This window comes from Brevundimonas sp. (assembly GCF_036732845.1).
Classification (GTDB): domain Bacteria; phylum Pseudomonadota; class Alphaproteobacteria; order Caulobacterales; family Caulobacteraceae; genus Brevundimonas.
In genome coordinates this window covers 58,819-74,315 of sequence record NZ_DAINBO010000005.1, presented here as the reverse complement: position 1 = coordinate 74,315, position 15,497 = coordinate 58,819, and the positions used below count along the sequence as shown (strand labels likewise).

The 15,497-nt window shown below is 69.6% G+C and carries 15 protein-coding genes; 5 read left to right on the top strand and 10 right to left on the bottom strand.

Going from position 1 to position 15,497, the window contains the following annotated elements:
* The first annotated feature begins 31 nt into the window (after positions 1–31).
* Positions 32–1,741, top strand: a complete 1,710-nt coding sequence (locus tag V7D63_RS03285) for an alpha/beta hydrolase (protein ID WP_333590825.1) — start codon at positions 32–34, stop codon at positions 1,739–1,741.
* Here V7D63_RS03285 and ygfZ read toward each other — a convergent pair.
* The 3 genes from ygfZ to V7D63_RS03270 are packed head-to-tail and all read right to left on the bottom strand — an operon-like array spanning position 1,710 to position 3,903.
* Complete coding sequence (ygfZ, locus tag V7D63_RS03280) at positions 1,710–2,489, bottom strand: CAF17-like 4Fe-4S cluster assembly/insertion protein YgfZ (RefSeq protein ID WP_333590824.1); 780 nt, start codon at positions 2,487–2,489, stop codon at positions 1,710–1,712. The two genes, V7D63_RS03285 and ygfZ, sit on opposite strands and share 32 nt — an antisense overlap.
* A 52-nt stretch (positions 2,490–2,541) precedes the next feature.
* The gene (locus V7D63_RS03275; RefSeq protein ID WP_333590823.1) at positions 2,542–2,955 is read right to left on the bottom strand and encodes a TIGR01244 family sulfur transferase; all 414 of its coding nucleotides are present in this window, start codon (positions 2,953–2,955) and stop codon (positions 2,542–2,544) included.
* 27 nt (positions 2,956–2,982) lie between these two features.
* On the bottom strand, positions 2,983–3,903 hold the full coding sequence (locus V7D63_RS03270; RefSeq protein ID WP_333590822.1) for an ROK family protein: 921 nt from the start codon (positions 3,901–3,903) through the stop codon (positions 2,983–2,985).
* 278 nt (positions 3,904–4,181) lie between these two features.
* Between V7D63_RS03270 and wecB the strand changes: the two genes are divergently transcribed.
* The 4 genes from wecB to V7D63_RS03250 are packed head-to-tail and all read left to right on the top strand — an operon-like array spanning position 4,182 to position 9,843.
* On the top strand, positions 4,182–5,306 hold the full coding sequence (gene wecB / locus V7D63_RS03265; protein ID WP_333590821.1) for a non-hydrolyzing UDP-N-acetylglucosamine 2-epimerase: 1,125 nt from the start codon (positions 4,182–4,184) through the stop codon (positions 5,304–5,306).
* Between the two features lie 4 nt (positions 5,307–5,310).
* The gene (locus V7D63_RS03260) at positions 5,311–7,626 is read left to right on the top strand and encodes a glycosyl transferase family protein (protein ID WP_333590820.1); all 2,316 of its coding nucleotides are present in this window, start codon (positions 5,311–5,313) and stop codon (positions 7,624–7,626) included.
* Between the two features lie 10 nt (positions 7,627–7,636).
* Positions 7,637–9,103, top strand: a complete 1,467-nt coding sequence (locus tag V7D63_RS03255; RefSeq protein WP_333590819.1) for an NfrA family protein — start codon at positions 7,637–7,639, stop codon at positions 9,101–9,103.
* Positions 9,104–9,159: 56 nt separating this feature from the next.
* Positions 9,160–9,843 (top strand): type 1 glutamine amidotransferase domain-containing protein, encoded by a 684-nt coding sequence (locus V7D63_RS03250; RefSeq protein WP_333590818.1) that lies wholly within the window; start codon positions 9,160–9,162, stop codon positions 9,841–9,843.
* 15 nt (positions 9,844–9,858) lie between these two features.
* Here V7D63_RS03250 and mobA read toward each other — a convergent pair whose 3' ends face one another.
* From mobA to narJ, 7 genes are read right to left on the bottom strand one after another with little or no spacing between them, the layout of a single operon-like run.
* Entirely contained in the window at positions 9,859–10,473 is a 615-nt protein-coding gene (mobA, locus tag V7D63_RS03245; RefSeq protein ID WP_333590817.1) for a molybdenum cofactor guanylyltransferase, read from the bottom strand.
* Positions 10,470–11,132, bottom strand: coding sequence for a carbonic anhydrase (locus V7D63_RS03240; protein WP_333590816.1), 663 nt, complete (start codon positions 11,130–11,132; stop codon positions 10,470–10,472). Before V7D63_RS03240 ends, mobA begins: the two co-directional genes overlap by 4 nt.
* Complete coding sequence (locus V7D63_RS03235; RefSeq protein ID WP_333590815.1) at positions 11,129–11,692, bottom strand: hemerythrin domain-containing protein; 564 nt, start codon at positions 11,690–11,692, stop codon at positions 11,129–11,131. The genes V7D63_RS03240 and V7D63_RS03235 overlap by 4 nt, the downstream gene beginning before the upstream one ends.
* Positions 11,693–11,722: 30 nt before the next feature.
* Entirely contained in the window at positions 11,723–12,940 is a 1,218-nt protein-coding gene (locus V7D63_RS03230; RefSeq protein ID WP_333590814.1) for a hypothetical protein, read from the bottom strand.
* A gap of 1 nt (position 12,941) precedes the next feature.
* On the bottom strand, positions 12,942–14,060 hold the full coding sequence (locus V7D63_RS03225) for a peptidylprolyl isomerase (RefSeq protein WP_333590813.1): 1,119 nt from the start codon (positions 14,058–14,060) through the stop codon (positions 12,942–12,944).
* Positions 14,057–14,776, bottom strand: coding sequence for a respiratory nitrate reductase subunit gamma (narI, locus tag V7D63_RS03220; RefSeq protein WP_333590812.1), 720 nt, complete (start codon positions 14,774–14,776; stop codon positions 14,057–14,059). The genes V7D63_RS03225 and narI overlap by 4 nt, the downstream gene beginning before the upstream one ends.
* Before the next feature lie 12 nt (positions 14,777–14,788).
* Complete coding sequence (gene narJ, locus V7D63_RS03215) at positions 14,789–15,496, bottom strand: nitrate reductase molybdenum cofactor assembly chaperone (protein WP_333590811.1); 708 nt, start codon at positions 15,494–15,496, stop codon at positions 14,789–14,791.
* Position 15,497 lies beyond the last annotated feature (1 nt).

Below are 15,497 nucleotides of genomic sequence, written 5' to 3'. Positions count from 1 at the left end.
GGTCGCGACCAAGACTGGAGAGAGAACGACGATGCGCCGCGTGATCTGGGTCCTGATCGCCCTTCTGGGCCTGGCCACGCCCGTCATGGCCCAGGCGCCGTCGCCGCGCCCCGTCTCGCTGGAAGCCGTCGCCGCAGCCGTCGACACGGGTGATCTGGAGGGTCTGCGCGCGGCCTCGGCTGACCAGACGCTGATCGATCGACTGCGCGCCAGCGATTCCGAAACCCTGATCGCCTTCCAACTGGCCCTGGCCCAGGCCTATGCCGAGGCGGGTCTGAGGGACGAGGCGGTCGCGGCCTATGAACAGGCGTTGATGTCGCTGATGATGTTCCGGGGCCAGGGGCACCTCTCGATGGCCGAGCCGCTGGAGGCCGTCGCCGCCTTGCAGACCGAACCGGCCAAGCGGGCGCAATGGCTGAAGGCGGCGTTCGACATCCGCGAACGGGTCTGGGGCCAGACCAATCCGAACCTGGCCGCCTATCGCCAGGCCCTGAACACGGCGCGCGCCGAGGTCGGCCTGGAGCCGATCGTTCCGACGCCCGGCACCCGCGCGGGGGATCCGAATTTCGATCTGATCGACGTCTATTACGCCACCCATCGCACGGCGACGGGCGCGGCCGCGCCTTCGGACGCCTATGGCGCGCAACGTGGGCCGATGACGTTCGGCGTCGCCGAGGTCAGCGTGCCGCGCGACCGGGCGCCGGGGTCCATCCCCCGCCCCTCGGTCTGGACCTTCGAGTTCCGGCCCGACCCGAACAAGCACATGATCCTGAACTCGGTGACGCCGATCACCGACCGCGACAGCTTCTTCCGGCGGGTCTCCGAGGTGGTGGATGCGAGCGAGCGCAAGGAGGCCTTCGTCTTCGTGCACGGCTACAACACCAGCTTCGAGGGGGCGGCCGTCCGCGCGGCGCAACTGGCCGTCGACATGCACCTGGACGGGGCGGCCATCCTCTATGCCTGGCCGTCACGGGCGTCCCTGTTGGGCTATGCCGCCGACACGCGGACGGTCGCGGACGAGGCGCTGTTGGAAGACGTCGCCGCCTTTCTGACCCAGGTCGCCAATGAGACGGGCGCCAATCGCGTGCACCTGGTGGCCCATTCGATGGGCAATCGCGTGCTGATGCGGGCCTTGGATCGGATCGCGGCGCGCAACACCGACGGCAAGCCCCTGTTCAACGAAGTGGTGCTGGCCGCCGCCGACGTGGGGGTGGACGAGTTCCAGGCCACCCTGCCCCGCATCCTGCCCACGGGCGAGCGGTTCACCCTGTACGCCTCCAGCCGCGACCGGGCGCTTCAGGTGTCGGAACAGGTCAACGCCATGCGCCGCGCCGGCGACGCGCGCAGCGTCATGATCCAGCCGGGCCTTCAGACCGTGGACACCACGGCGGCGTCGGGCGGCCTGTTGGGCCACGACGATTTCGCGGGCAGCGCCCTGGCCGACTTCCGCGCCGTGATGTGGCTGTCGCTGGCGCCCGAGCGGCGCTGCGTGCTGGAGACGGCCCAGACGGACGGCGGCCGCTACTGGGCCTTCGGCGGCGGCGACTGCCCGGAACAGGAGTTCGAGGAGGCGACCGAACTGGTGCGCTCCACCGGCGCCATCGACCGCGCCCTGGCCAAGCTGGACGACGACATCTCCAAGGCGGCCGTCGCGGCGCGCGCCTCGCTGATCCGCAAGCGTGAGCGGCTTCAGTCGATCTTCGGCGCGGTCACGCCGACCAGTTCGGGCGCCGCACGCTGATCGGGCGACCGTCAGCCGTCAGGGCGCCCTCCAGCCGATCCAGCCGCATCAAGGCGATGGCCGCGCCGTCCTGGCCGGTCAGCACCTCTCCGGCGCGCAGTTCGCCGTTCAGCACCTCGGTCCCCGGCGCGGGCGGGGGGCCGTCGAAGGCGATGGGCAGCATGCGGTTCTTGATGACGCCGCGCCGCTTCATGCGCGAGGTCGTCTCCTGGCCGACGAAACAGCCCTTGTGGAAGTCGATGCCGTTCAACAGGTCGAAGTCCGCCTCGATCGGATAGTGGCGATCATGGCCGCCGTCCGCCGCCGGATCGGGCGCGCCGACGGCCAGACGGTGGGTTTGATAGTCCGCCTCGACCGCATCCGTGACCGGACCCTCGCCCAGACGGCGGCCGCCCAGCGCGGCCAGACGCGGATCGGGCGCGAACCCGTCCGCGGCTCCCGGCCATGACGCCAGGACCGGCCGGTCGTCCTCAGTGATCTCGACCTGGGCGCGAAGCTTGTAGAGCGACAGCCGCCGCATCAGATCAGCGCGCCGGTCGGCGGCGACATCCAGCACGACCGCGTCCACCTCTCCCCACAGGAACAGGTCGAACAGCAGCCGCCCCGGCGGCGACAACAGGGCGGCAAACCGCGCCTGCCCCTGACCTAGGGTCTCTACGTCCTGAGTCAGCAGGGTGTGCAGGAAGCTGCGGGCGTCGGGTCCGGCGACGCGGACCAGGGCGCGCGAGGAAAGGCGGGCGACGGGCATGGCGGCAACATAGGGCGCTTCGCCCACGCCGCCAGTGCGAGTGCGACGCTCTCTAGGCGCCGAGATAGGCCCGCAACGGCGTCAGGTCGTAACCGGCGGCCGAGGCGGCGGCCACGATCTCGTCCGACGGGCGGCTGCCGGCGACGGCCAAGGCCCACAGATAGGTGGTGCGCGTGCCGGTTCGGCAAAAGCCGAGGATCGGTCCCGGCAGTTCGTCCAGGGCCGCGCGCATGGCGTCCGCCTCGACCTCGCTCAGGGCGCCCGGCCGCACCGGAATGTGACGGAAGGCCAGACCCGCCGCCTCGGCGGCCTGGCGCATCTGATCGGCCGAGGGTTGGCCCGACTCCTCGCCGTCGGGGCGGTTGGAGACGAGGGCGCCATAGCCGCGCGTCGCCGCCTCGGCGACTTCGGCCAAGGCGATCTGGGGCGTGGCGTGCAGGCGGTCGTCGAGAATGCGGATGTCCATGCGGGATCTCCTTGTGCCGATCTGGGCTTAGTCGCGTGCGCTCCCCACCTCAAGACGCAGCGCATCCAGGCCCAGGGCCACGGCGCCCAGCGGCCCGGCGCGGTCGCCCAGGGCCGGTTGAACCAGATAGGCGTCGATGTCGCGGCCGATCCGGTCGGCAACGGCGTATCCGCCCAGGCTGTCCATCACCGCGCGGCGCAGTCGGGGCAGCAAATGCGGCTGGCCCAGCCCCACGCCGCCGCCGACCAGGATGCGCTGGGGCGACACGGTGAAGATCAGGTTGTGACACAGGCCGGCCAGGGCCTGGACCGCCCCGTCCCAGGCCGGATGATCGGGCGCCAGGGTCTGGGCGGGCGCACCGGCGCGCGCGGCGATAGCGGGACCGGACGCCAGCCCCTCGACGCAATCGCCGTGAAACGGACAGACGCCGGGAAAGGCATCGTCGGCGCGTCTGGACACGCGCAGATGGCCGGCCTCGCAATGGCCCAGGCCTCGGATCGGGCGCCCGGCCGTGATCGCGCCTACGCCGACCCCCGTGCCGACGGTGATGTAGGCGAAGTTCGACAGGCCGCGCGCCGCGCCCCAGCGCCCTTCGGCCAGGGCCGCGCCGTTGACGTCGGTGTCCAGGCCGACTGGGACATCGAACCCGCGCGCCATGGTCAGCAGATCCGCCCCCTGCCATCCCGGCTTGGGCGTAGCGACGACGCGGCCGTGGTCCGGCGAGGCGGGATCAAGCTCCAGCGGGCCGAAGCTTCCCAGGCCGATAGCCTCAAAGCCGTGACGGCGGCGCATCTCGGCCAGCCATCCGGCGACGGCGGCCAGGGTGGCGTCGACGGTCGTGGTGTCGATGCGCGTCTGCTCGACCCCGTCGCCGGGACCGCGCGCCAACAGGCAGACGACCTTGGTCCCGCCCAATTCGACGCCCGCGATCAGAGGTGATTCCGTCATGCCCGCCCTTGTCGACCGCCCGGCTCCGCCGTCCGCCCGACACCCTTAAACACGCCCGGCGTTCGGCCGAAGCGATGAAATTCCGCATGCCGCCTCATCCCCGCCCCAGTTGGGAATATACGAGCGAAATCAAGTACCGGCCGAGTGTTGGCCGATCAGTAAGCGTCAGTTGATTTGAGTATGAACGGCGGACAACCGGCCCGTCAGCTTGGGTTCGCCAGGCCCCTGCCATTTCCCCGCTCGACGCCGAATAGCGGCGTTCTTGAGGGGGCGTGGCCATGAAGGTCGCAATCATCGCGGGCACTCGGCCCGAAGTCATCAAACTGGCGCCCGTGCAGGCGGCGCTGAAGGCGCACAGCCGGTTCCAGCCGATCTGGATCTCGACCGAACAGCAGGGCGAGCTGAACCGCCAGGCCCTGGCCGACCTGGGCGTCATGCCCGACGTCCGCCTGGCCCCGCCGTCGCACGACCGGTCGGTCGGCGGACGTTTCGCCCAGATCATGGATCGGCTGGACGAGGCCTTCGCGCGCATCGAACCCGACATGGTGCTGGTCCAGGGCGACACCTCCAGCACCGGCGCGGGGGCCATGGCCGCCTTCGGTCGGCGCATCCCGGTCGGCCATGTCGAGGCGGGTCTGAGGACCTTCGACCTGGACCGCCCCTTCCCCGAGGAGGCCTGGCGCTGCGTCGTCGGCCAACTGGCCACGGTGCATTTCGCCCCCACCCTGGCGGCGGCCGACAATCTGCGGCGCGCGGGCGTGGCGTCCGACCGCATCCACGTCACCGGCAACACCGGCATCGACACCGTGCGGCTGATCGGCGACCGCACCGCGCCCGAGCCTCTGACCAACGGCCTGCGCCGCATCCTGGTCACCCTGCACCGTCGCGAAAACTGGGAGACCGGGCTGGAAGACGTGCTGCGCGCGCTGCTGACCTTGCGGGATCGGCTGCCGGATGTGGAGATCGTCTTCGTGGCCCACGCGAATCCCATGCTGCGCGAACGGGTTTTCGCCTACCTTGGCGATCAGCCCCGCATTCGGATCATCGGCCCGTTGGACTATCCCGCCTTCATCGCCCAGTTGAAAAGCGCCAGCCTGGTGTTGTCGGACTCCGGCGGCGTGCAGGAAGAGGCGCCCGTGTTCGGCGCTCCGGTCCTGGTGCTGCGCGAATCCACCGAGCGGATGGAGGCCGTCGAGGCCGGGGTGGCCAAACTGGTCGGGGTCGACCCCAGGGCGATTGTGAAAGAGACTATCCGCCTGATGACCGACGAAGCCCAACGGATGGAGATGGTGCGCGCCGTCAGCCCCTTCGGCGACGGTCAGGCCTCTGGCCGGATCGCGCACATTCTCGAAAGCGTTCTGATCCCCGAACGCGACGATCTGCTGATCCAAGCGGCGGTGTGACGCCATGATCGCGGGGGCGGCCATTCGGATGCAGGCGGCGGCGGTCGAGACTTCGGCATGGCTGGCCGCCCACCCCGTGACCGGCGACGAGGTCCACGCCTGGGTCCTGAGCTATTGGGGCTTCTTGCAGGTCGCGGTCATGGTGTCGGCGGTGCTGATCCTGATCTCGTCGATGGACGACATGATCATCGACCTGGCCTATTGGTACCGTCAGATCGTGGGCTTCTTCACCTTCTGGCGGCGGCCGCCGAAACAGGCCTGGCTGGAGAGATATCCTCAAAAGCGGATCGCCATCATGGTGCCCGCCTGGCAGGAATCCGACGTCATCGCCAACATGGTGGCGAACACCTTCAAGACCTTCGACTATGAACGCTTCCACCTGTTCGTCGGGGTGTACGCCAACGACCCGGACACCCGGCGCGAGGTCGAGAAGGTGCGCCGCCTGTTCCCCAACGTGCACCGCGCCGAGGTGCCGCACGACGGGCCGACCTCCAAGGCCGACTGTCTGAACTGGATCGTCCAGAACATCCTTCTGCATGAAAAGCGCACCGGCGAGACCTTCGACGTCTTCCTGATGCATGACGCCGAGGACGTGGTGCATCCGTTCGGCCTGAAGACCGTCAACTGGTTCATCGACGACGCGGCCATGATCCAGATGCCGGTGCTGTCGATGGACCGCAAATGGACCAAGCTGGTCGCCTGCCACTACATGGACGAGTTCGCCGAGTTCCACACCAAGGACCTGCCGGTGCGTTCGGCCCTGTCGCGCATGACGCCCTCGGCCGGGGTGGCCACGGCCTTCCACCGGCTGGCGATGCTGGCCTTGGTCGAAGAAAAGGACGGCCAGCCGTTCAACACCGACAGCCTGACCGAGGACTATGACGTCGCCCACCGCCTGAGCGCACTGGGCTATCCGTCGCAGTTCGTGCGTTATCACGCCCGCGTGCCGCGCCAGCGCAAGGCCTGGTTCCGCAAGGGCGAGGTCACCTATCGCCGCCGCGAACTGGTGGCCACCAAGGAGTTCTTCCCCGACAAATTCGCCACCAGCGTGCGCCAGAAGGCGCGCTGGATGCTGGGCATCTCGCTGATGGGCTGGCAGCAGTTGGGCTGGTTCGGCAGCGCTGTGAACCGCTATTATCTGTTCCGCGACAGGAAGGCCCTGTTCACCGCCCCCACCGGCATGTTCGGCTATGTCATCGTGGCCCAGGTGCTGGGGATGTGGGGCATATCGCTGATCTGGCCCCAGGCGCTGGAGCTGCCGCCGATCATCGAGAAACAGTGGGTCTGGGTCGTCGTCGGCATCAACTTCCTGTTCCTGGTCAACCGCATCCTGCACCGGGCCTGGTTCACCCTGATCAATCACGGGCTGAAGCACGTCTGGCTGACCCCGGTCAGGATCGTGACCTCGAACCTGATCTCGTTCGGCGCCTTCTGGCGGGCCATGCGGCAGTATCTGACCCATCTGATCACCCGGCGGCCGATCGCCTGGGACAAGACCCAGCACGCCTATCCGTCGCTGCAAGAGCTGCAACAGGGCGGCGGGCGGCTGGGCGACACCCTCAGGTTCTGGAACCATGTGTCCGAGACCGATCTGGCCCGCGCCCTGAGCGAACAGAAGAACCGCTATCGGCCGCTGGGCCTGATGCTGCTGGACCTGGACGCCATCGAGGACGAATTCCTAGCCGAGGCCTTCGCCGAACGCGGCGAGACCTACGCCTCGATGTTCGATCCCTTCCAGATCGACCGGTCGGTGCTGGCGCTGTTGACCCCGCAAGAGGCCGCGACCTTCGGCGCCGTGCCGTTGCGGCGGACCAACGGCTCGGTCGACGTGGCCCTGGCCGAACCCCTGCCGTCCGCCCGGCGCGGCGAGCTGGAGCGCATCCTGGGCCGCCAGGGCGTGAAGAACGTGCGCTTCCTGTTCGCTCCGCTCAGCGACATCGCCTTCGCCATCCGTTTCGCCTGGTCGCCGGAACCCTTCGCCGAGGTGCGTCAACAGGTGGCGCGGCTGCGCGCCTCGGGCGGGATGGACGCCTCACAGGAAGCCATGCTGTGGCGTTCGGTTCGGGCCGGATACGCGCGGCTGGGCGACCTGTTGGTGCGTCAGGGCGTGCTGAGCCACGCCGATCTGCAGTCGGCCCTGTCGGCGGCGCGCGCCAACGGCAAGCCCTTGGGCGAGGCGCTGATCACCTCGCAATGGGTCAGCCGCGACCAGGTCGAGGCGACCCTGGCGGAACAGAAGAACGCCCAGTGGGTCAACGACGCCCTGCTGGCCGCCCTGAAATCTCCCGTTGGCGATCGCGAACCGGCGGCGCACGATTGAGACCATGACCATGACCCCTCGCCCCACCCGCCTGATCCTCGCCGCCGTCGCGGCCCTGGCCCTGCCCGCGTTGACGCCCGCCGTCGCCGCGGCCCAGGACCCCGCCGCCGTCCAGGCCGCCCAGGACGGCTATGACCGGCTGGGGCGCGGCGACGCCGTCGGCGCCGCCCAGTCCGCCCAGCGCGCCGTAAGCCTGGCGCCCGCGCATCTCGACTACCGCCTGTTGTGGGCCGACGCCCTGTTGCGCGCCGACCGGCCCGCCGAGGCCCTGGCGGCCCTGGAGCCGGTGCAGACCCTGCGCGACTATCGCGTCCAGAGCCGGATCGCCGAGGCCGCGACCCGCGCCCAGCGGCCCGACGCGGCTGCGCAGGCCTTCGCCCTGTCGTCCGAACTGGCGCCGGACGCGGCCGCCCGCGCCTATGCCGCCCGCGCCCAGATCCAGGCCCTGATGAACGCCGGACGGCGCGAAGAGGCCGCCCACGCCCTGGACGCCGCCTGGACGTCGGGTCTTCTGCCGGGCGACGATCCGTTGAACGCGGCCATGGCGGCCGTGGCCGTCGGCGACGACGAACGCGCGCTGCAGGCCTTCGCCCTGGCCGAGGCGCGCACGCCCCTGACCGGCGCCGATGCGCTGAACGCCGGTTACGCCGCCAAGCGCGCGGGACGCGACGACGACGCCGTGCGCTGGTTCCGCCACGGCCTGGCCGGCCTGCCGACCGACGAAGACCTCAGCCCGCAACGCCGCCACGAGATCGGCCGTGAGATCGAGACCCTGGAGCGGCGCGGCGGGTTCAACGCCAGCGTCGAATACGGCCCGGCCTCGACCGTCACGGCCGCCAGCCCCGGCGGCGAAGAGGTGCTGCAAGCCGGGGCCGAGGCCTATTGGCGTCTGGGCGGCTACAACAACGGGCGTCCCGTGGACGCCTTCGTGCGCGCCTATGGCACCCTGGACGCCCCGGCGGGCCAGGCGACCGGAGGCGACAGCGTCCAGGGCTGGGCGGGCCTGCGCTGGAAACCGTTCGGCGAGACCAATCTGGTGCTCGAAGCCAGTCGGATGTTCGCCATCGGCGACGCCGCGCGCGACGACACCATGCTGCGCGCCGCCTGGTCGGACGAGGCGGGCGGCGATCTGCGCTTTGATCGGGACAGTTGGACGTCGTGGCGGTTGTACGCCGACGTGGCGCGCCTGCTGGAGGCCGAACAGACCCTGGCCGTGGCCGAGGCCCAGGCCGGGCGGACCTGGCGGGTCGGACAACGCGACCTGGCTACCCTGGGCGTCGGCGTCGCGGCCTGGCATGACAGCACGCTGAATCACGACACGGCCGCCGGGGCCGGGCCGCGCATCGGCTGGCGCCGCTGGTTCAACGCCCGCGAAGGCGCCGCGCCCGGCTCCTATGTCGATTTCAACCTCGGCTACGATTTCGACCTGTCCGGCGACCGGGGCGGACTGAGGGCGCGGCTGGCGGTCGTTTACTGATCGTCGGGCCAAGGATGCGGACTTGAACCCGGACGCACATTCGGGAAAGTCGCGACATGCGCAAACGCATCTTGCATGTCGTCACCAACGTCGCCCACTACGCCGACCCGTCCGAGCCGACAGGTCTGTGGCTGTCGGAGTTGACGCACGCGCACGACCTGTTCGCCGCCAGGGGATTCGCGCAACGCATCGTCAGCCCCAAGGGCGGCCTGTCGCCGTTGGAGCCACGCGCCCTGAAATGGCCGCTTCTGGACGCCTCGGCCCGGGCCTGGCTGGACGATCCGCATCGCATGGCCCTGCTGGCCGCCACCGCTCGACCCGATGAGATCGATCCGGCCGACTATGACGCGATCTATTTCACCGGCGGCCATGCGGTGATGTGGGACTTTCCCGACGACGAGGATTTGCAACGGATCACGCGCGTCGTCTGGGAACGGGGCGGCATCGTCTCGGCCGTCTGCCACGGCTATTGCGGCCTGTTGAACACCCGGCTTTCGGATGGAGCGTCGCTGGTCGCCGGCAAGCGGATCACCGGTTTTTCCTGGACGGAAGAGGTGTTGGCGGGCGTCGCTTCGCGGATGCCCTACAACGCCGAGGCGCAGATGAAGTCACGCGGCGCGCTCTACCGAAAGGCGCCCCTGCCGTTCGTCTCTCACGTCGTCGTCGATGGTCGTCTGGTGACCGGTCAGAACCCCGGATCAGCCAAGGCGACGGCCGCCGCGGTGGCGGCGCGGCTCTGAACCCGGCCGTGACCGCTAAGGCGACGGGAACGCACGGCCCGTCCCGGCCGCCGCCCAGGCCTCGGCCCGCGCGAAGTCGTCGGGCGTATTGATGTTGAAGAAGGGGTCGGGGACCGCATCGGCCCAGACGACGTCGGCCGCGCCGACCGCGTCGGCCAGGCCGTGCAGCGAAAGCCGGCCCTCGGCGGCCCGACGACGAAGGGTCTCCAGCGCCGAAGGCCGCCATAGGGCGCAGATCGGATGACGGCGCCCGCCGCTGGACGCCATCGCCGCCGAAATGCCCGGGACCAGGGCCGCACCCAGCCGCCGCGGCACGTCCTGCGGCAGGAACGGCATGTCGCACGGCAGGGTCAGGATCGCCTCAGCCCCCATTTCCCGCCCCCAGGCCAGGGCCGCCGCCAAACCGCCCAACGGGCCGGGAACGGCGGGATCGTCATGGATCACGGTCATGCCCGCCGAGGCGGCCTGATCCGGCGAACGGAGCACCAGAACGGTCGGCGCACCCCACGACCGCGCCCTGGCCGCCGCATGATCCAGCAGGGTCGCCCCCGCGAAGTCTCGCATCGGCTTGCCGCCGCCCAGACGCACGCCCTGGCCCCCGGCCAGAACGGCGGTCGCGAACGGGATCATGATCGACGGCCGCCGCCCCGACGCGGCGGCGCGGGCGGAGACGAGAAGAACAGCCGCCTGGCGTCCGCGCGCGACTCGACCGTGGTTTCCAGGTTCCGCAGCAGACCGTCGCGATTGACGTGAATCCAGCCGTGCAGGGCCAGCGGCTGACGCCGTCTCCAGACATCCAGCACCAGGGGGTTGTCCGCCAGGGCGCGCACTTGATCCACTACATTCAGTTCGGCCAGGAAGTCGGTCTGGGTTTCCACATCGCGCATGGCGCGCAAGGTCGAGGCGGCGTCCTCGCCCAGCCGTCGCAAGCCGCGCAGCCAGTGGTCGAGCATCCCGTGTCTGCCTCCATCCAGCGCCGCACGCACGCCGCCGCAGCCGGTGTGGCCGCACACGATGATATGGCGAACCTTCACGATCTCCAGCGCGAAATGGAGCGTCGCCATCAGGCCGAGATCGCCGCTGGGCGCCAGATTGGCGACGTTGCGATGGACCAGCAGCGCATCAGGCTCCAGTCCGACGATCTCATGGGCGCAGGCGCGGCTGTCCGAACAGCCGATCCACAGATAGTCCGGCGTGGTCCCGCCCTCGCGCCGCTGAAGCCAGTCGCCGTCGGCGCGGGCGCGGGCGGCGGCCCAGTTCAGATTGTTGTCGAACAGCGCCTCGATCACGGCGCCGCGTCCGATGTCGAGACCGGACGGCCCGGCAGGCCGCGCCGCGCGGCCATCCGGCGCGCGAAGACCTCCAGATCCTCCTGGGTCAGCCTCAGCCGCGCGATGGGCAGGACCACCGCATTCTCCAGGGCGATATGGGCGCGTTCGCGGGCGACGAAGGCGCGAAGCTGGCGCTGGGCCTTCGGGCTTGCGGCGGGGGGGCGCTCCAACCGCAGCGAGGCTTCCAACAGGCTGATCAGTTGCGCGACCACGTCGATGTCATCCCGATGGTCGGCAGACAGACTGCCGAGGACGCGGTCGACTTCGTCCTCGGGTTCGCAACGCCGTCGCAGCAGGGGGAACAGGTCGTCCTCCTCGTCCACGATATGCAGCGGCAGGTCGTGACGCAGAAAGGTCAGCGCCTCCTGGGTCTCCAGATGCGAGACGACCTGGGACGCCGCGATCCGCTCGATCAGGGCGCAGAACTGCCGGTGCCGATAGTGTTCGGCGAACAGCCAGTTCAACGGCTCGGCCATCAAGGCCGTCGGAATCGGTTCGATGGCGGGCGCGTGCTTCACCTCAACGTCTCCCACGGGAATGACCCCTGGTCAGAATTTGTACTCCAGCGCCATCCAGAGCTTGTCGCGATCCGCATAAGGACCGGCGCCGTCGAACAGGGCCGCCTTGGTCTCGACCGCCCAGCGGGCGTCCAGGATCAGACGGGCCGAAACGTCGAACTCTCGGCCGAAGTCGAGATCGCCGTCGCGGTCGGAAAAGTCCCGCCAGGCGCCGGTGAACAGCACCTGACGGCCGACCGGCGGATCGGCCCAGGTGTGCGTCACGGTGATCGAATCGTCGGTCAGGCCGCGCGCCGGCGTGGTCAGGAAGACATCGGCCCAGCCCTGAAAGGCGTGCAGCGTCGCCAACGGGGTCTGGAACCCGCGAACGCCGTTTCCGTCTAGTCTTTCCCGCGCCAGGGTCACGGTGAACGGGCCGTGCGCCACGCCCGCCGCCAGTTGGCCGTAGTCCAGATCGAACTGGGCCGGGTTGGCGCCGTATTCCGTCTGGCGCGCGTATTCGATGACCCAGTTCAGCGACCAACCGTCCGCGATCGGGCGGCCGCCCGCCAGGCGCGCGCCCACGGTGGCTGACGACTGGCCGGGCGCATTGTCGAAATCCAGCCACTGGCCGTCGAGCGACAACCGCCCCGCCGGGGTCGGCGTTTCGACATGAACCAGATGGCTGTCCGAACGCCATTCGCCGACCGGGCTGTCGTCGCCGAACACCCGGTGCACGCGGTCGATATAGGCGTAGGTCAGGTTGAACGGCTTGAACGCCGTGGTCGTCACCCGAACGGCGTCGAAGGTCTGTTCGTTCTGGCGAAAGCCGACATTGCCGACATAGCGGGCGTTGCCGAACACGATCCGCTGACGGCCCAGGGTCACCTCGGTGTCCGGCGCGCCGGTCCAGGAGACCTGGAGACGATTCAGCTCCAGCGTGTCGGGATCGGCCACGACGGCGCGGGTCGGCGGGCCGTGGATGGTGTCGTTGAAGTCATCGAGCACGGCCTGAACCGCCTCGCCCTCGACCAGGACGGTGAAGCCCGAGACGGTCGGGCTGCGCCACCCCAACCGCAAACGGGTGGTCAAGGCGTCGGCGTCGTCCAGCCCGTCCTGACGCACCGCCTCATAGCGGGTGCGGCTGTCGAACAGGATTGTTCCCGGCAAGACGCCGGCGGCCGTCCCGGACGTCGGGGGGGCCGTCTGCGCTAGCGCGGCGCCGGGAACCAGCAGGACGGCGACGAGGGCGGGAACGATGCGTCGCATGTCAGGCTCTCTTGATCAGCGTGTAGGCGCGAGCCGCCGGTTGGACCTTGCTCTTCAGGATCGCCCGCACGCAGCCCAGGGCCGGGTCGTCGGCGCCCTGGGCGGCCGAGATCAACCGGGTCCAGCGTTCATCGTCGGCGTCCTTCACGAAGTCGGCGATCTGGTCGCGCACGAAGTCCGCGAAAGCGGCCTGGTCGGCGGCGGCCGCGGTTCTGACCTGTTCGGCCAGTTCAGGATCGGCCCCGTCGAGCCAGGTCTCGACCCGTTCGGCCACGCCGTCGCGATCCTGAAGCAGGTCGCCCAGGGACAGGGTTCCGGCGCCGACGCGCCCGTCTTCCGTCAACGTCAGGGCCACCCCCTGTTCGCGCGCCTCGGCGGCCAGACCGGCGACATAGCGCGTCGCCGCCGCCGTCCAGGCCCGGCTCTCCAGGTGTAGGGCGATCTGTTCATGCACATGTTCAAACGGCAGATCGCGCCCGTCGATGCGGCGATCCAGGCGCAGCACGTGCCAGCCGAAGCGTGACCGCACCGGCTCAGCGGAGACTTCGCCCGGCCGCAGCCGCGCCAGACCAGTCTCGACCGAGGCGGTCAGGTCGCCGGGGCTGAGCTGGCCCAGAGAGCCGCCGATCGCGGCCGACGAACAGGTCGAATGGGTCTTGGCCAGGTCGGCGAAGCGGACGGCCGGATCGCCCAGTGCGTCGATCAGGGCCTGGGCGCGGGCGCGGGCCGTATCCCAGTCGGCGGGCGTGTCTTCGTCCGGCGCGATCAGGATGTGCGAAGCCTCGGTCAGGGTCGGCGTGCGGAAGGCCTCGCGGCGGCCGTCATAGACCCGGCGGCACTCGGCCTCGTCCGGCGTCTCAACCGTGACCTCGGTGTCCAGCACGGCGCGGATCAGGGCCTCTTCAGGCGTCTCTTCGCGGCCGTCCTCCTCGATCACCGTCTCCGGCTCCAGGCCCAGGGCGTGGGCGCGGTCCAGCAGCAGCGCCCGGATCGCCAGGGCATGGCCAGCGGCGCGCAGGGCGTCCTCGGCGGTGTCGGCTGGGTGGTTCTGGGCCTCTTCGGCGATCAGACGTTCGGGGATCTGGACCCCGTCGATGACCTTGCTACGGGCGGCGCTCATCGACGCACCCCGATCCGGCGGCGGTCGATCGGCATGGCCCGCTTGGACCGCACCAACTGCCAGCCGCGACGGTTCAGATACCAGATCGGCGCCGACAGCATGTGCACCAGGCGGGTGAACGGGAACACCAACAGAATGGTCAGGCCCAGCGCCAGGTGCGCCTTGAAGACCCAGTGCACGTCCGCGATGTAGGTCGAGGCCTGCGGGTTGAAGGTGAATATCCCCTGCGCCCAGTTCATGAATTTGATCATCTCGGCGCCGTCGCGGTGACCCAGCGACAGCGGAATGGTCGCCAGACCCAGGCACAGTTGCAGCATCAGGATGATCAGAATGGCGGTGTCGCCAAAGCTGGAGGTGGCGCGGATGCGCGGGTCGAACAGCCGCCGGTGCAGCAGCAAGAGGCCGCCCGTCAGGCAGAAGGCGCCCGCCACCCCGCCGGCGACGATGGCCAGCATCTGTTTGAAGCCGTGGCTGACGCCCAGCGTGTCCCACACCACCACCGGCGTCAGCAGGCCCACGAAATGGCCGCCGAAGATGGCCAGTATGCCCAGGTGGAACAGCACCGAACCGGTCACGAGCTGGCGTCGGCGCAGCAGTTGCGACGAGCCGGTGCGCCAGGTGTACTGCTCGCGGTCGAACCGCAGGACCGAACCGAGCGCCAACACCGCCAGGGCGATGTAGGGATAGACGCCGAAGGCCAGGAAGTTGATGTCCATCATCGTGCTCCTCTAGGCGGCCTGACCGTCGGGACGGTCGGCGCGGGGTTCGCCGTTCATGGCCTTCAGCATCGCTTCGGCCTTGGGGCAGCCGTCGTCGGTGGACGGGCCGAAGGTGACGGCGGTCTCCTCCCAGGCCTTGTCCAGCGCGGCCAGATCGTCGGGGTCTTCCTCAGGCTCGGCCATCAGGTCGGCCACGGCCTTGAAGTCCGGCGCCGCGTCCGACAGGGCGACCAGGGCGCCGAACACCGCCCGGTACGGGCTGGACTTCTTGTGCAGCCGCTCGGCCAGGGCCTCCAGCACATGGGCCGCCTCGCCCAGCAGCGAGGCCGCCTGGTCGTCGGGCAGCACCGACAGGAAGTCCAGGAACACCGGCAGATAGTCCGGCAGTTCCTTGGCCGACATCTCCAGGCCGTGCTGTCCATACAGCTCGATCAGATTGGCCATGGCCTGGCCGCGGTCGCGGCTCTCGCCGTGGACGTGCTCATACAGGTTCAGCGACAAGGTGCGGGTGCGGTCGAACACCTGCACATAGTCTTCCTGAAGCTCGTAGATATCCGCTTGGGCCAGGCGTTCACCCAGCCGCGTCAGAGCCTTGGCGACCGGCGCCGGAATGCGGCCTTCCTCGCCGATCACCCCGAGGATGGCGGGCATCACCTGCCGTTGCTCCTCGCTCGGATAGCCCAGCATCAGGCCCAGGGCGCGATAGATCAGAGCCATC

Coding starts and splice junctions, on each gene's coding strand:
- V7D63_RS03285 (WP_333590825.1), top strand. CDS start 32: ATGCGCCGCGTGATCTGGGTCCTGATCGCCCTTCTGGGCCTGGCCACG.
- ygfZ (WP_333590824.1), bottom strand. CDS start 2,489: ATGCCCGTCGCCCGCCTTTCCTCGCGCGCCCTGGTCCGCGTCGCCGGA.
- V7D63_RS03275 (WP_333590823.1), bottom strand. CDS start 2,955: ATGGACATCCGCATTCTCGACGACCGCCTGCACGCCACGCCCCAGATC.
- V7D63_RS03270 (WP_333590822.1), bottom strand. CDS start 3,903: ATGACGGAATCACCTCTGATCGCGGGCGTCGAATTGGGCGGGACCAAG.
- wecB (WP_333590821.1), top strand. CDS start 4,182: ATGAAGGTCGCAATCATCGCGGGCACTCGGCCCGAAGTCATCAAACTG.
- V7D63_RS03260 (WP_333590820.1), top strand. CDS start 5,311: ATGATCGCGGGGGCGGCCATTCGGATGCAGGCGGCGGCGGTCGAGACT.
- V7D63_RS03255 (WP_333590819.1), top strand. CDS start 7,637: ATGACCCCTCGCCCCACCCGCCTGATCCTCGCCGCCGTCGCGGCCCTG.
- V7D63_RS03250 (WP_333590818.1), top strand. CDS start 9,160: ATGCGCAAACGCATCTTGCATGTCGTCACCAACGTCGCCCACTACGCC.
- mobA (WP_333590817.1), bottom strand. CDS start 10,473: ATGATCCCGTTCGCGACCGCCGTTCTGGCCGGGGGCCAGGGCGTGCGT.
- V7D63_RS03230 (WP_333590814.1), bottom strand. CDS start 12,940: ATGCGACGCATCGTTCCCGCCCTCGTCGCCGTCCTGCTGGTTCCCGGC.
- V7D63_RS03225 (WP_333590813.1), bottom strand. CDS start 14,060: ATGAGCGCCGCCCGTAGCAAGGTCATCGACGGGGTCCAGATCCCCGAA.
- narI (WP_333590812.1), bottom strand. CDS start 14,776: ATGGACATCAACTTCCTGGCCTTCGGCGTCTATCCCTACATCGCCCTG.
- narJ (WP_333590811.1), bottom strand. CDS start 15,496: ATGGCTCTGATCTATCGCGCCCTGGGCCTGATGCTGGGCTATCCGAGC.